14 protein-coding genes are annotated in these 13,814 nt (G+C 70.9%); 3 read left to right on the forward strand and 11 right to left on the reverse strand.

The annotated features are described in order from the left end of the window. The 6 genes from TNCT6_RS22645 to TNCT6_RS22675 form a co-directional block, all read right to left on the reverse strand. Window positions 1–1,596 carry a DUF1996 domain-containing protein gene (locus TNCT6_RS22645; protein WP_141361510.1) on the reverse strand — a complete coding sequence of 532 codons (1,596 nt, stop codon included), beginning with the start codon at window positions 1,594–1,596 and terminating at the stop codon, window positions 1–3. Window positions 1,597–1,805: 209 nt separating this feature from the next. Next, window positions 1,806–2,798, reverse strand: coding sequence for an NAD-dependent epimerase/dehydratase family protein (locus TNCT6_RS22650; protein WP_141361512.1), 993 nt, complete (start codon window positions 2,796–2,798; stop codon window positions 1,806–1,808). A 59-nt stretch (window positions 2,799–2,857) separates the two neighbouring features. Further along, window positions 2,858–3,460: a winged helix-turn-helix domain-containing protein gene (locus TNCT6_RS22655; RefSeq protein ID WP_141361514.1), complete on the reverse strand. Its 603-nt coding sequence runs from the start codon at window positions 3,458–3,460 to the stop codon at window positions 2,858–2,860. 356 nt (window positions 3,461–3,816) lie between these two features. After that, on the reverse strand, window positions 3,817–4,854 hold the full coding sequence (gene glnII, locus TNCT6_RS22665) for a glutamine synthetase (protein WP_141361518.1): 1,038 nt from the start codon (window positions 4,852–4,854) through the stop codon (window positions 3,817–3,819). A gap of 231 nt (window positions 4,855–5,085) precedes the next feature. Then, window positions 5,086–5,811, reverse strand: coding sequence for a hypothetical protein (locus TNCT6_RS22670; RefSeq protein ID WP_141361520.1), 726 nt, complete (start codon window positions 5,809–5,811; stop codon window positions 5,086–5,088). Between the two features lie 140 nt (window positions 5,812–5,951). After that, window positions 5,952–6,314 carry an arsenate reductase family protein gene (locus TNCT6_RS22675; RefSeq protein ID WP_141361522.1) on the reverse strand — a complete coding sequence of 121 codons (363 nt, stop codon included), beginning with the start codon at window positions 6,312–6,314 and terminating at the stop codon, window positions 5,952–5,954. 377 nt (window positions 6,315–6,691) lie between these two features. On the opposite strand from TNCT6_RS22675, the gene TNCT6_RS22685 reads away from it, so the two are divergent. Next, window positions 6,692–7,411, forward strand: coding sequence for a dienelactone hydrolase family protein (locus TNCT6_RS22685; RefSeq protein WP_141361524.1), 720 nt, complete (start codon window positions 6,692–6,694; stop codon window positions 7,409–7,411). Between the two features lie 434 nt (window positions 7,412–7,845). Beyond that, window positions 7,846–8,160 carry a hypothetical protein gene (locus TNCT6_RS22690; RefSeq protein ID WP_141361526.1) on the forward strand — a complete coding sequence of 105 codons (315 nt, stop codon included), beginning with the start codon at window positions 7,846–7,848 and terminating at the stop codon, window positions 8,158–8,160. A gap of 58 nt (window positions 8,161–8,218) precedes the next feature. On the opposite strand, the gene TNCT6_RS22695 is transcribed toward TNCT6_RS22690, so the two are convergent. From TNCT6_RS22695 to TNCT6_RS22710, 4 genes are all read right to left on the reverse strand, one after another. Beyond that, window positions 8,219–9,403 carry a winged helix DNA-binding domain-containing protein gene (locus TNCT6_RS22695; protein WP_141361528.1) on the reverse strand — a complete coding sequence of 395 codons (1,185 nt, stop codon included), beginning with the start codon at window positions 9,401–9,403 and terminating at the stop codon, window positions 8,219–8,221. Window positions 9,404–9,535: 132 nt separating this feature from the next. Beyond that, a complete protein-coding gene (locus TNCT6_RS22700) occupies window positions 9,536–10,120 on the reverse strand; it encodes a hypothetical protein (RefSeq protein ID WP_141361530.1) in 585 nt (194 codons plus the stop codon). A 2-nt stretch (window positions 10,121–10,122) separates the two neighbouring features. Beyond that, window positions 10,123–11,046, reverse strand: coding sequence for a zinc metalloprotease HtpX (gene htpX / locus TNCT6_RS22705; RefSeq protein ID WP_141361532.1), 924 nt, complete (start codon window positions 11,044–11,046; stop codon window positions 10,123–10,125). Between the two features lie 167 nt (window positions 11,047–11,213). Continuing rightward, the gene (locus TNCT6_RS22710) at window positions 11,214–11,471 is read right to left on the reverse strand and encodes a hypothetical protein (RefSeq protein ID WP_141361534.1); all 258 of its coding nucleotides are present in this window, start codon (window positions 11,469–11,471) and stop codon (window positions 11,214–11,216) included. A gap of 394 nt (window positions 11,472–11,865) precedes the next feature. Here TNCT6_RS22710 and TNCT6_RS22715 point away from each other — a divergent pair, with 394 nt between their 5' ends. Further along, a complete protein-coding gene (locus TNCT6_RS22715) occupies window positions 11,866–12,135 on the forward strand; it encodes a hypothetical protein (protein ID WP_253266200.1) in 270 nt (89 codons plus the stop codon). Window positions 12,136–12,222: 87 nt separating this feature from the next. On the opposite strand, the gene glnA is transcribed toward TNCT6_RS22715, so the two are convergent. Then, window positions 12,223–13,632 (reverse strand): type I glutamate--ammonia ligase, encoded by a 1,410-nt coding sequence (gene glnA / locus TNCT6_RS22720; RefSeq protein WP_141361538.1) that lies wholly within the window; start codon window positions 13,630–13,632, stop codon window positions 12,223–12,225. Window positions 13,633–13,814 lie beyond the last annotated feature (182 nt).

The following is a 13,814-nucleotide window of genomic DNA, read 5'->3' on the forward strand; positions in this document are numbered from 1 at the left end:
TCACTTGCAGTTCCGGCCCGAGTTGAGGCAGCCCGCGATCTTGTTCGCCAGGCCGCCGGTCGTGATGTTGATGAAGTCGTCGTGGTCGGTGGCCGCCTTGTGGAGCTGCTCGGGGAAGCCGTCGACCGCGTAGGCGTTCTTCACCGCACCGTTCTCGATGGCCGGCCGTGGCACGTCGTAGACGAGGCGCATCGTCAGCTGAGGGATGGCCTTGAAGCCGCTGGGGCAGGTGCCGCGCTCGTCGGCGAAGGCGATGTGCGTACGGTGGTTGGCGCTGTCGGTGTTCTGCCCGTCCCAGCAGCTCTGGAAGGCGAACGTGCGGACCATCTTGCTGCCCTCGGGGCAGATCGGGTACTGCTCCGTCAGCTGGACCTTGTTCTCGAAGCCGGTGCAGCTCCAGTGCGCGTTGGCGTTGGCCAGACCATTGGTCGTGGTCTTGGCGTCACCGGTGATGATGCGCAGGAACTGCGGCATGGCAACGACCTTGCCGGTCGGGCTGCCGACGTACTTGATCTGCGCCTGGAGGGGCTTCAGGATCCGGCCGACGTTGCCCTCCTTGCCACCGCCGTCCGCGTCCTGGTCGAAGTCCTGCGAGCCGTCCTGGACCCGGACCACCGGCCAGTAGTATGACGAGAGGTCGTTCTTGTTCTGGCAGCTGGTGCCGCCCTGGAGGAACGTGTCGTTGCTCGCGAACGCGTCGATCTTCTGGTTGCCGACGTAGTCGTGCAGGTGGTGGGCGCCGTTGGCCACACCCGGGGCCACGATCACGTTGTCGGTGTTGTGGTTGCCGTTGGCGTTCACACCGCAGCGCGTGGTGAAGGTGCCGTTCGAGGCGTTGCGGCTCTTGCGCGGCTTGGCCTTGACGTTGGGCTGGACCGTGGTGATGTCCACGAAGTCCGCGGCGACCGGGCCGTTTCCGGCCTGACCGCCGATGCCCTGCTGTCCGTTGTCGCCGCCCTGCTGACCGCCGTCGTTCTGACCGCCGCCCTGCTGGCCGCCGTTGTCCTGACCGCCGTCGTTCTGGCCGCCGTTGTCGCCCTGCTGCCCGTTGTCCTGGCCGTCGTTCTGCCCGTTGTCCTGACCGCCCTCGCCGCCGCCCGCGTCCGTCTGGTTCTGCTCGGCGGGGGTGCCGGTGCAGGGCGCCATGCCGTCCAGGTTGCCGGGGGTCTGGCCGCCGGCCCGGTTGATCTCCAGCTTGATCCGGTCGAGGATCACCTTCCGCCGGTCCTTCAGCGGGCCCAGGATGGCGTTCTGGACGAAGCTCGCGTCCCTGGCCTGCGCGTCGCGCGTGGTGGCCAGCCGCTGGTAGGCCTCGGTGATCTGCTGGTCGAGCGTGGCGAGCTCGCCGTCCACCTCTCCACGGGCCTGCTCCGGCACGGCGGTGAGCTGCTGGCCGACGTCAGGGCACTTGATCGTCACGACCTGCGCGTTGACGGCCTTCGTCCGGTTGCCTCCCCACGCGTCGTTCTTCGACTCGTGCGCGGATGCGTAGTAGTTCGCCCAGACAAGCCCGCCCCCACCGAGCGCTAGGGCCGCCGCCCCGGCTATGACCTTGGTGGCCAGCGGCATTCGGCGTTTGCGTGTGTTGCGTCCCATGGAACTCCTCTGACTTCCTTGCGGGGCAGCATCGAGGCGCCCGACAGGAGTGAAGCGGCTCCCATGGATACGGACACGGTCCCGGACGTGTTCAGCCGACTCACGAATTCATTCGCGATCCGTGGGTCAACCGGGCCGCAACTGCCGCTTTTCCACCGGCAGTTGTGGCAACAGCGGCCGAGGCTCCGGCTCTTCGGCCCGAGGACCGCCTACAGCCCGAGCACCTTCGCCTCCAGGGCCGGGTCCACACCAACCGGAGGCCGGCCCGGCCGCTGGGGCGCCGTACCGCCCAGGCCCCGGAGCCAGGTCCAGGTGTCCGCGACCGTCTCGTTCACGGGACGGCAGCGCAGACCGGTCGCGAGGGCCCGGCCGACATCGGCGCCGTGCAGCGCGTCGTGGCCCTCGCTGCCCGGTGGCGTCCACACCGGCAGCTCCGTCCAGGGTTCGATGCCCGCGGCGAGAATCGTCTCCGGATCGGTCCAGCGCAGCTCGGCGTCGGCGCCGGTGGCCCGCACACAGGCCTCCAGCAGTTCGCCCATCGTCGCGTGCCCCCGCGGGCTGATCATGTTGTACGGCCCGCTCAGCTCCCGCTCCACCGCGCCGAGGATCCACGTGGCGAGATCGCGGACGTCGATGTACTGAAGGGGCAGGTCCCGCGGACCGGGCGCCAGCACGGGGCCGCCCCGCGCGATCCGGTTCAGCCACCACGGCAGCCGCCCGATGTTCTCGTGCGGCCCGAGGATCAGCCCGGCCCGCACGAGCACCGAGCGGTCGGCCCCGAAGGCCTCCACCGCGGCCAGTTCGGCGCCCCGCTTGTCCCGTGGGTAGTCCGTCCGCTCGGCGCCGGCCTCGGCGCCCTCGACCAGCGGCGCCGCCTCGGTGTAGCCGGCGGGCGGGGCCCAGGCGTACACCGAGCAGGTCGACACGTACACGTACCGGCCGGCGCGGTCCCGCAGCAGCCGCGCCGCGTCCCGGACCGCGCGGGGCGCGGCCGACCAGGTGTCGACGACCGCGTCCCACGCGCCGTCCGTCAGGGCCGCGAGCCCGTCGGGCGCGGTGCGGTCGCCCTGCAGCGACCGCACCCCGGGAACGGGCGCGTGCCGCCCCCGGTTCAGGACCGTCACATCCCAGCCGCGCCCGGCCGCCGCCTCGGCGACGGCCCGCCCCGCGAACTCCGTACCACCCAGCACCAGAAGTCTCATACCGGTGACTGTGCCCGTCAGAGCCGTGGCAGGGAACGGGATTCTGCCCTCGGCAGAGATCAACGCCCGGTCGGCGGAGCGTACTTGTAACCTACGCGGCGTACGGTCTGGATCGCCCGGCGGTGCTCGGTGCCCAGTTTGCGGCGCAGCCGGGCGATGTGGACGTCGACGGTGCGGCCGTCGCCCACGTGGCCGTAGCCCCAGACGGTGGTGACCAACTGGTCGCGGGTGTGCACCCGGTGCGGGTGGGCCACGAGATGGGAGAGCAGCTCGAACTCCAGGTAGGTGAGGTCGAGTTCGCGCCCGTCCACCTCCGCGATCCGCCGTACGGGGTCGATGCGGACGAGCGCGTCGCCGGCACCGGGCGCGGTCTCGCCGGCCGTCCCGGCCTCCGGGTGGTCCGGCACCGCCACCGGGAGGTGCGGCGGCTGCTGGTCGGCGGGCACGAGCACCAGGTAGCCGACCATCGGGGGCCGGCCCGGCAGCCTGGGCAGGGCGTGCTGCGGAGCCGGCAGCCAGGTGGCGCCGGGCGGCAGGAGATCGGCGATCTCCACGACCTCGTCCCGGTCCACGGCCCGCAGCCGGTGCCGTACGGAAGCGGGGGAGCGGGAGGAGACGGGGGTGGGAAGGACGGTGTCGGTCAGAGAACGCGTGGTCGCCATGACAGGTCAGCTCTTTCGCGGGAGAGGTTCGTCGGGGGACCGACGGCCGCGAGTTCGTGGTCGGGCGCGTCGGGGACGTACGTCGTTCCGCGCTGGCCGGAGGCCGGGGTGTACGGCTTTACCGGGCCCGCGCGCTCGGCGCGCGGCAACAGAGCCGGTCGAAGTCGTGGTGCTGACGGGAAGGCCAGAACGGCTCCAGGTCGTCGCGACTCGTCGCAACGCACTTCCGGAAGCCGACCATGCCCCCATTGAAGCAGACACCGTGCCCGGACAGGACCCTCTCCTCGCCGCTTCTCACTGCGCGGACACCTCCCCGGTGGGAAGCCGGAGCCCCGCGGCCGCGCCACCCGTCCGGATCAGACCTGCCCGGCCTTCTCCAGGGCGGTGCAGCAGGTGTCGATCAGCAGGCGCGTGACGACGTACGGGTCGACGTTGGCGTTCGGCCGGCGGTCCTCGATGTAGCCCTTCCCGTCCCGCTCGACCTGCCATGGGATGCGGACCGAGGCACCGCGGTCGCCGACGCCGTAGGAGTACGCGTCCCACGCGGCGGTCTCGTGCAGGCCGGTGAGGCGGTCGTCGATCCCGGCCCCGTAGTTCTTGACGTGGTCCATCGGCCGGGAGCCCTCGCCGAGCGACTCGCACGCGGTGATGATCGCGGCGTAGCCCTCCGGGCCTTCGCGCATCGCCCTGGTCGAGAAGTTGGTGTGGGCGCCGGCGCCGTTCCAGTCGCCCTTGACCGGCTTGGGGTCGAGGGTGGCGGAGATGCCGTGGCCCTCGGCGGTGCGGTAGAGCAGCCAGCGGGCCACCCACAGCTGGTCGGCGACCTCGAGCGGGGGCAGCGGGCCGACCTGGAACTCCCACTGGCCCGGCATGACCTCGGCGTTGATGCCCGAGATGCCGAGCCCCGCCGTCAGGCAGTTGTCCAGGTGCTCCTCGACGATCTCCCGGCCGAAGATCTCGTCGGCGCCGACACCGCAGTAGTAGCCGCCCTGCGGGGCCGGGAAGCCGCCCTCGGGGAAGCCGAGCGGGCGGGAGCCGTTGAAGAAGGTGTACTCCTGCTCGATGCCGAAGACCGGCTCCTGCGCGGCGAAGCGCTCCGCGGCCTCGGCCAGCGCGGTCCGCGTGTTGGACGGGTGCGGGGCGAGCGTGGTGTCGAGGACTTCGCACAGCACGAGGATGTCGTCGCCGCCGCGGATCGGGTCCGGGCACGAGAAGACCGGCCTCAGTACGCAGTCGGAGGTGCGTCCCTCGGCCTGGTTGGTGGAGGACCCGTCGAAGCCCCAGAGCGGCAGTTCGGCGCCCTTGGCGTCGTCGCCGAGGATCTTCGTCTTGGAACGCAGCTTGGCCGTCGGCTCGGTGCCGTCGATCCAGATGTACTCAGCCTTGAAGGTCACGGGCCACATCCTCCGGGGTCTCACTCGCGCGCGCCCACGGGCGGCGCGGCGCCGCGGCACGGTGCGCCGCGGCGGCTGTTCAGCAGCCTGTCAACGGGCCGTTTCCCGGCCATTGCCCGAATGTGAACCCCGTGTTACCCGGCGCCGTTGTGGCGCGGTTCACGCGGTACGGGGGAGGGCCTGTCTGCTCCCGGCCGGGAGCAGACAGGCCCTCACTCGTGGAGGTGGGTGTCAGCCCACCTTCTCGATCACCGCGCGCCGGATCAGGAACTTGCCCGGCTCCCGGACCTCCTCGAAGGCCGCGTCGTTGAGCAGGACGCAACTGCCGGAGACGGAGGTGACCTTCACCGTGGTGGACTTGTTGTTGTCCAGGTTGGTGACCTTCAGCGTGGTGCCCGCCGGGAACTGGTTACTGGACGCGGCCGGTGCGCCGCCCTCGCCGGAGAGTGTCACGGTGGAGCCCTGGCACACCTGCTGGCCGGACGCCGCGACGCCGCCGCCGGCGTTCCCGGCCGCACCGTCTTGCTGCCCGGCCTGCTGCCCGTTCTGCTGACCGGCTTCCTGGCCGTTCTGCTGCCCGTTCTGCTGGCCCGCCTGCTGGCCGTTCTGCCCCTGCTGCCCGGCCTGGGAGTCCTGAGCCGACTCCCCCACCGTGCACCCGGACGCGGCCTGCTTGCGCTTGATCTCCTCGATGACCGCCTCACGGTTGGCGATCCGCGCCTCGGACAGTGCGTCCGGGTCGGCCCGCTGGCCGTCGATGAACTTCTGGTTGTTGCCGAGGGCGGTGGCGAGCCCCTGACAGACCGTCGAGTCCGCGGCGGACAGGGTTCGCGGGGCCTCCGGCTGCGCGGCGTTGGATGTGGCGGCCAGGGCGAAGGCCCCGCCGCCCGCCACCGCCGCGGCTGTGACCAGCAGCGCGACCTTCTTCTTCGTGCTGACAGTGCGCCTACGCGACATGCGCGCCTCCTGAAGGGGTGGGGGAGCGTACGCCGCTAGGTACGAGATGCCGAACGAGGTTACTCAGCGGTTGCGGGGCCAGTTGAAGTGACCTGCGTCACGCGGGAGTTGGCAGTGCCGTGCGACGGGTCGCGCGGCACTCACCCGCGTCCGAGCGCGTCCCGCACCGCTTCCTCGGTCCGGGCCACGACCGCCGTGCCGTCGTCGGCCGTGATGATCGGACGCTGGATCAGCTTCGGGTGCTCGGCCAGCGCCGCGATCCAGCGCTCGCGCGCCCCGGCGTCCCGCGGCCAGTCCTTCAGCCCGAGCTCCTTCGCCACGGCCTCCTGCGTCCGCGTGATGTCCCACGGCTCCAGCCCCAGCCGCCCGAGCACGTTCCGGATCTCCTCCGCGGTCGGTACGTCCTCCAGATAGCGGCGCACGGTGTACTCGGCACCCTCGGCATCGAGCACCCCGACGGCACTGCGGCACTTCGAGCAGGCCGGATTGATCCAGATCTCCATGCGGCCACGGTACGCGAGGACCGGGCGGCAACACCCGTGGAGACTGCCGGGGTCGCTGCAGACATGTGGCTTTGTTTCACGAGAACCGACAGCGCCCACAGCGCGCCCCGCCGTCGCAAGGCCTCACCTCGGGAAGCCGCGATGAGGCCCCAAGCACCTCTGTGCGGTGTTCCGACTCCGTGGCATCCGGCCACGGAACCTCCGCAAAAACCCGTTGGCGGACCACGGCGGCCACTGCTACTTTTCCGGAGGCCGTGCGAGAGAACAAGGAGGTGGTACCCGTGAACGTATCGACATGGGTGCTCCCCTCCGGGGTCACGGTCGGACGATAGGTCGTCCGGGAGCGCCGTTCCAGTGCACTCCCGAAAGGCACGACCATGCACTTCACTTCTGAACAGCGCCTCGACGACGGCGTCCTCGAACGCGAATTCACCCTCGGCGAGATCCCCGGCACCCTGTGGACGCCTGGATCCGCACCGGCCCCGCTGATCCTGATGGCCCACAACAACGGCCTGCCCAAGGGGGAGTCCCGGCTGGTGGCCCGGGCCCGGCACTCCGCCGCGCACGGCTACGCGGTGGCAGCCATCGACGCCCCCGGGTGCGGTGACCGGCCCCGTTCCGCCGCCGACGAGCAGGCCCGCGCCGACCTCCGCCGGGCGATGCAGGCCGGCGAGCCGGTCGATGAGATCTTCGAGTCCTTCATCGGCCCGCTGGTCGAAAAGGCGGTCCCGGAATGGCGGACCACCCTGGACGCCCTCCTTTCGCTGCCCGAGGTCGGCGGCCCGGTCGGGTACTCGGGGTGGACCGCCGTCGGCATTCGGCTGGCGGTCCTCGAGCCGCGCATCGCGGCCGCCGGTTTCTTCGCCGGGGGTTACGTGCCCCGCGCCCAACGCGAGGAGGCCCGGCAGGTCACCATTCCACTGCTGTTCCTGCTGCAGTGGGACGATGAAGGGAACCCCCGGCAGCGGGCCCTGGACCTGTTCGACGCCTTCGGCACCAAGGAGAAGACGCTGCACGCCAATCTGGGCGGGCACACCGGCACTCCGTGGTTCGAGGTGGAGGACGGGGCCCGGTTCTTCGGCCGGCACCTGAAGTGAGGCCGGGCCGCGGGGCCGGCAGCAGACGGTAAGCGGTGTCGGCCAGGACGCCGCTCATCGGGGACGGGGCCCGGCCCTCCTCAGCCCTCCGCACCGTGGGCCCCTGCCAACTCGGCAGGGGCCCACGCTGCCCGAAGCCATGAACTGTGCGTTTTCTGCAGACCTTCGAGTGCTGCCCGAACTCGTGTTGAGGTGCTGTCGGTTCTCGTGAACAGAGCCGGCTGCCACGCCGAGGGGTCTTATTCGAATTGCCGCCGCCTCACACACATCTCGCACACCTGGTGTGACACGGCGCCAATTCCCTTGTTCACCTGGACGTTTGCGGGGCTCTGTGGACTCCCTGGATGTCAGTGCCGGGCAGTAAACTGGAAGCAGTGTTCGAGAGCGTCGCCGGGGTCCCTTCGCGGCGCTCCCACCGCGACAGGAGGATGCCTGTGGCCGCTGCCGCACTGAAGCCGAAGCCGTTGCCGACCCAGTCCACCGCGAAGCGTCCCGTCCTGCTCGACCTCCCCTACGAACCTGTGGCGAAGCGGCCGTTGCCGCCGGGGCGTCCGCGTGAGTGGTACGTCATCCACAACCGCCGTCTGAAGGCGATGCGGCTCGCCATCGCCCTGCTCGACTCGGGCGTCTACATGCCGCACCAGGCCCGCGACGAGACGATCCGTTCCATAGCCGAACTCATCGGAGTGCACCCGCCGTCGAACACGACGTGTCACATGGTGCGGGCGCTGATGCGGTACTCGCGCTGACCCCGTGACGCCGGGCACCCCGCGCCCGCGGGGTGCCCGGCCCCGCCCATGCCACCGCCTACGCCGCCAGTTCCTTCTCCAGCGGTGTGCGGAAGCGCGGTGTGACCCGCGTCGGGCCGAGCCGGCTCCCCAGCTCCCGCGCCTGCCGGGCGATCGCCGCCTCCGCGTCCGCGCCCAGCCCTTCCCGGTCCAGGATCCGCCAGACGACCTCGCCGTCGGGTCGCTGGGCCCAGGCTCCGACGACCCGGCCGTTCCACCACACGGTCGGGCCGACGTTGCCGCTGCCGTCGAACAGGGCCGGCCGCAGCCCGGGCGCGAGGTACCAGTCCCGCTGCTGCCAGCCCATCGCCGTGGGGTCGAGAGCCGGCAGCAGGGCCGCCCACGGTTCGGCCGGGCCGGTCACCGGGGCGACGTCGTCCTCGGTGACGTACGCCGTGCCCTCGTCCACCCTCACCTCGCGCGCCCCCGCCGCGGCCAGCGCCCGCCGCACGTCCGTCACCCGCCATCCCGTCCACCACTTCAGGTCGGCCTCGGTCGCCGGGCCGCAGGCCGCGAGCCAGCGGCGCAGCAGGTCGCGCTGGGCGCCGGCGACGTCCAGCTCGGGATGCTCGGGTGCGAGGGCCCAGCGGAACTGCGTGGACGTCCAGGAGCCGAGCGGCCGGCCCCGGACCACCTTGCCCTCCACACCCAGGACGCGCAGCAGCCGCGAGGAGACCGTGTGCACGCCCTCGTAGCTCTTCCCGGCCGCGTACGCGAACTGCTCCCGCAGCCGCGGCTCGTCCTGGGCGAGCTCGGTGGCCGTGGCCTGCCCGCGGCGGGCCAGCGCGGCCAGGGTCGACTCCTCGACCTCCTTCAGCCAGGCCGCGTCCGGCGCGCCCGCCTTCGCCATGTCCTTGAGCAGGGCGGCGCGGGCGCGGGCGGCGACGGCGATGCCGGTCGAGGCGTGGACGACGGCGGTCAGCTCCGCCGGGAAGACGAAGACGGTGTGCCGCATGCCGTGCATCCGCACCAGCGTGCGGTCCTCGTACAGCGCGCGCTCGGTCTGCGGCACCGTCCCGGCGGGTTCCGCCAGGCGGGCGTCCACGCCCAGGTACACCGTCGCCGGGTCCGTTCCGTGCAGTGCCACCAGCGCCCGCGCCACCTCCTCCGGCGTCCCCGCCCGCGTCCCTGCGGCCAGCCGGTGCCGCAGGGCCAGCCTGGCCCGCCGCTCCACCACGTCGATGTACCGGGGCTCCCCGCCCATGAGACCTCCACCCGTAGTAGTGCCTGACGGCATCCTGCCCGACACCACTGACACCGGGCCCTCGCGCTGAGGAGTTCCGCCGGGGCCGGAGAGGCTGGAGGGTCTGTGAGCGGGGTCGCTCACAGACCTCGCTCACAGGCCGGGGGCGCCCCACACCGGGAACCAGCGGCTCAGGTCCGGCTCGATACGCAGATCGTCGGCCAGGGCCGCCTTCACCCGGATTTCCAGCGGGTTGTCGCGCCGCTGGGCCTGGCCGGCCAGCGGCGCGAACGGGTAGAAGGTGCCCCGCTTGTACAGGTACACCAGCGCCAGCCGCCGATCGGCGTCGTCGTGGAAGCCGGCCAGGGAGCACAGGAGTTGAGGGCCGAAGCCGTTGACCTCCATCGCGCTGTTCACCGCGTGCAGGTCGTTGACCAGCTCCGGCAGCTGGTCGGGGGTACGGCGGGAGACCAGCCAGGAGTAGCCGTAGGAGTCCTGGGACAGCTCCACGGGCGGCCCCCCGCGCTCGACGTCGGCGTCCAGCAGGGCCTGGACCTCGCGGTGCGTCTGCTCGAAGGCGGCCCCCTCGACCGTGGCGAAGCACACCGCGCCCTGCCCGGTCGGGGTGAAGCCGGCCGCCGCCTCAAGGGTGATGGCCGCCGACGGCAGCGCGAACAGCTGGTCCAGGTCGGGCAGGGCGGGTTTGGTACGGCCGAGCAGAATGTCCAGGAGCCCCATCCTCAGCCCGCCTTCCCCGGCGTCGCGGCCTCGCCCAGCTCGGCGGAGATCCGCGCCAGCTGCTCCAGCCGCCGCTCCAGGCTCGGGTGGGTGGAGAACAGCCGGGAGATGCCGGGCTCGGAGCCCAGCGCCGGTGTGAAGTAGAAGGCGTTGAAGGCCTGTGCGGTGCGCAGGTCCTCGGACGGGATCCGGCCGATGTCACCGGTCACCTTGGTGAGCGCGGAGGCCAGCGTCGAGGGCCGTCCGGTCAGCAGCGCCGCCGCGCGGTCCGCGGCCAGCTCCCGGTACCGGGACAGCGCCCGGATCAGCAGGAAGCTGATCGCGTACACGGCCGCCGAGACGCCCATCACCATGGCGAACAGGGCGAGGGTGTTCTGGTCCTTGCGCCCGCGCCCGCCGAACAGCTCCGAGTAGAAGGCGAACCGTACGACCAGGCCCGCGACCACACCGAGGAACGAGGCCACCGTGATCACCGCGACGTCCTTGTGCGCCACGTGCGACAGCTCGTGCGCGAGCACGCCCTCCAGCTCGGCGGGTTCCAGCCGCCGCAGCAGCCCCGTGGTCACGCACACCACGGCGTTGTCAGGGTTCCGTCCGGTCGCGAACGCGTTCGGCATGTCCATGCTGGACACGGCGACGGCCGGCTTGGGCATGTCCGCCATGGCGCACAGCCGGTCGACCACCGCGTGCAGCTCGGGATACTCCTCCCGCTCCACCACCCGGCCGTGCATCGCGAACAGGGCGATCCGGTCGGAGAACCAGTACTGGGCGGCGAGCACGCCGGCCGCGATCACCACGACCAGCACCCAGGACTTCAGCAGCACGATCAGCACGGCCACGAACGCCACGTACAGCAGCCCGAGCAGGAACAGCGTGACCCCCATGCGCACGGTCAGCCGTCGGTCGCTCCGGAAGCGGCTCTGCATCTTGCATCACCCCGCAGTCAGGCACTCGTCCCGCCATCCAGTGTGCACCTGCGGATGCCCATGAAGCGGTCCCGATCGGCTCCAGGAGGGGCAAAAGCCGCCTGTGAGTCCGCGTGCGCGCGGAGTGAGCGCCGGAGACCTCCCCGGCCCCGGAAGACCCGGAGGCCTCAGAGGTGGCCGTGCGTCTGCGCGTACCCGAGCAGCACGATCACCGCGGCGACGCAGCCGAGGACCACGACCGTGGACATCCACGACGAGCGGCGCGGTGCGACCGGGTCCGGGTCGGCGCGGAACGGGACGGGCCCCGGCGGATTGTGCTTCCAGCGCGCGGCGAGCATCCGGGCACGGGCGGACGGCTCCTTGTGCTCGGCGGCGCGCGCCCACCGGTGATCGAACTCCCGCTCAAGGTCGTCGTTCTCGGTCATCCCCGTTACCTCTCCGGTCCTTATCCGTCCTTGATACCGACGAGGAATCATCCCCTGACTACGAGAGCGCTGGGAAGCGATCGTCACTGTGAGGCGATCGCTCAAGATGCTGTGTGCTCGCCGGGAAGCTAGCCTCTATGGGTGAGGGCGGCGGTCCGGGAACAGACCCGGCGTCGGCCGAAGAACCTGCTCACGGGGCTGACAGCGCTACCGCGCGGGCCCCGCCGCCTGTACTCGCGCCAACACCTACGACCGCGCCGCCGAACCCTTTCCGGCTGCGGCCGCGGCCATGCTTCTCGTGCCCGAAACCGCACGAGGGGGTGGAAAGGAAGGTATTTCCATGAAAGCTCAGCGTGCAAGGCGTCTCCTCGCAACGTCCGCAGTCGGTGTTCTGATGGCGGCCGGCACCGCCCTCGGCGCGGCGGGCACGGCCTCGGCAGCGACCCCGGCCACGACTCCGGCCCATATCTCCACTGTCTCCACCATCGTCAACCATGGTGGCGGTTGTGGCTGGTGGTCCCGCTGGTGCGGCGGTTACGGCCGCGGTGGCTTCTTCGGTCCCGGTTACGGGGGCTTCGGTGGCTACGGGGGCTACGGGGGCTACGGGTTCGGCGGCTACGGGTACGGCTTCGGCGGCGGCACGGTGGTGGTCGTGGTCCGCTGACGGACCACACGGCCAAGGGCCGCCCCCCGGTTCCCGGGGGGCGGCCCTCACCATGACGCCCTGCCGATCAGACGCCGCAGACGCCGATCACACGTCGAAGTACAGCTCGAACTCGTGCGGGTGCGGGCGCAGCTGGAGCGGGGCGATCTCGTTCGTGCGCTTGAAGTCGACCCACGTCTCGATCAGGTCGGACGTGAAGACGTCGCCCTGGAGCAGGAACTCGTGGTCGTCCTCCAGAGCCTGGAGGACGGCCTCCAGCGAGGTCGGGACCTGGGCGACGTTGGCGTGCTCCTCGGGAGCCAGCTCGTACAGGTCCTTGTCGATCGGCTCGGCCGGCTCGATCTTGTTCTTGATGCCGTCCAGGCCCGCGAGCAGCAGCGCCGAGAAGGCCAGGTACGGGTTGCCCGAGGAGTCGGGCGCGCGGAACTCCACGCGCTTGGCCTTCGGGTTGGAGCCGGTGATCGGGATGCGCATCGCGGCGGAGCGGTTGCGCTGCGAGTACACCAGGTTCACCGGGGCCTCGAAGCCCGGCACCAGACGGTGGTACGAGTTCACCGTCGGGTTGGTGAAGGCGAGCAGCGCCGGGGCGTGCCTGAGGATGCCACCGATGTAGTAGCGGGCGGTGTCCGACAGGCCCGCGTAGCCGGCCTCGTCGTAGAAGAGCGGCTCGCCGTTGCTCCACAGCGACTGGTGCACGTGCATGCCGGAGCCGTTGTCGCCGAAGATCGGCTTCGGCATGAAGGTGGCCGTCTTGCCGTTGCGCCAGGCGACGTTCTTCACGATGTACTTGAAGAGCTGGAGGTCGTCGGCGGCGGCGAGCAGCGTGTTGAACCTGTAGTTGATCTCGGCCTGGCCGGCGGTGCCCACCTCGTGGTGCTGGCGCTCCACCTTCAGGCCGTTCTTCGCCAGCTCCAGGGAGATCTCCGCGCGCAGGTCGGCGAAGTGGTCGACCGGCGGGACCGGGAAGTAGCCGCCCTTGTAGCGGACCTTGTAGCCGCGGTTGTCCTCCACCGCGCCGGTGTTCCAGGCGCCCGCCTCGGAGTCGATGTGGTAGAAGGACTCGTTCTCGGCGGTCCGGAAGCGGACGTTGTCGAAGACGTAGAACTCCGCCTCGGGACCGAAGAACGCGGTGTCGGCGATCCCGGTGGACGCGAGGTACGCCTCGGCCTTCCTCGCCACGTTCCGCGGGTCACGGGAGTACTGCTCGCCGGTGATCGGGTCGTGGATGAAGAAGTTGATGTTGACGGTCTTGTCCCGGCGGAACGGGTCCACACGCGCGGTGGACAGGTCGGCCCGCAGGGACATGTCGGACTCGTGGATGGCCTGGAAGCCACGGATCGAGGACCCGTCGAACGCCTGCTCCTCGTCGGGGTCGAACGCCTCGGCGGGCAACGTGAAGTGCTGCATGACGCCCGGCAGGTCGCAGAAGCGGACGTCGATGAACTTGACGTCCTCGTCCGCGATGTACTTCTTGGCCTCGTCGGCGTTCTGGAACATCCAGCTCCTCCTACTCCCGACCGTCCCGCCGGGGTGGTAGATCGTGGTGCGGCCGGTGCGGTGGCACACGCTGGGCTCGACCCTAGGGACGGGTGATTTCCCGGGCGTGACCCGTTTGTTTCGCTGAAGTTAACCGGCTCGGGTGGCGGTCGCGGTCGCGGACACCCCGCCGACCCCTCTGA

Origin of the sequence: Streptomyces sp. 6-11-2 (assembly GCF_006540305.1) — a bacterium.
GTDB lineage: Bacteria > Actinomycetota > Actinomycetes > Streptomycetales > Streptomycetaceae > Streptomyces.

Excerpts from the sequence above, each read along its gene's own strand:
- TNCT6_RS22645 (WP_141361510.1), bottom strand. The coding sequence starts at position 1,596 with ATGGGACGCAACACACGCAAACGCCGAATGCCGCTGGCCACCAAGGTC.
- TNCT6_RS22650 (WP_141361512.1), bottom strand. The coding sequence starts at position 2,798 with ATGAGACTTCTGGTGCTGGGTGGTACGGAGTTCGCGGGGCGGGCCGTC.
- TNCT6_RS22655 (WP_141361514.1), bottom strand. The coding sequence starts at position 3,460 with ATGGCGACCACGCGTTCTCTGACCGACACCGTCCTTCCCACCCCCGTC.
- TNCT6_RS22670 (WP_141361520.1), bottom strand. The coding sequence starts at position 5,811 with ATGTCGCGTAGGCGCACTGTCAGCACGAAGAAGAAGGTCGCGCTGCTG.
- TNCT6_RS22675 (WP_141361522.1), bottom strand. The coding sequence starts at position 6,314 with ATGGAGATCTGGATCAATCCGGCCTGCTCGAAGTGCCGCAGTGCCGTC.
- TNCT6_RS22685 (WP_141361524.1), top strand. The coding sequence starts at position 6,692 with ATGCACTTCACTTCTGAACAGCGCCTCGACGACGGCGTCCTCGAACGC.
- TNCT6_RS22695 (WP_141361528.1), bottom strand. The coding sequence starts at position 9,403 with ATGGGCGGGGAGCCCCGGTACATCGACGTGGTGGAGCGGCGGGCCAGG.
- TNCT6_RS22700 (WP_141361530.1), bottom strand. The coding sequence starts at position 10,120 with ATGGGGCTCCTGGACATTCTGCTCGGCCGTACCAAACCCGCCCTGCCC.
- htpX (WP_141361532.1), bottom strand. The coding sequence starts at position 11,046 with ATGCAGAGCCGCTTCCGGAGCGACCGACGGCTGACCGTGCGCATGGGG.
- TNCT6_RS22710 (WP_141361534.1), bottom strand. The coding sequence starts at position 11,471 with ATGACCGAGAACGACGACCTTGAGCGGGAGTTCGATCACCGGTGGGCG.
- TNCT6_RS22715 (WP_253266200.1), top strand. The coding sequence starts at position 11,866 with ATGGCGGCCGGCACCGCCCTCGGCGCGGCGGGCACGGCCTCGGCAGCG.
- glnA (WP_141361538.1), bottom strand. The coding sequence starts at position 13,632 with ATGTTCCAGAACGCCGACGAGGCCAAGAAGTACATCGCGGACGAGGAC.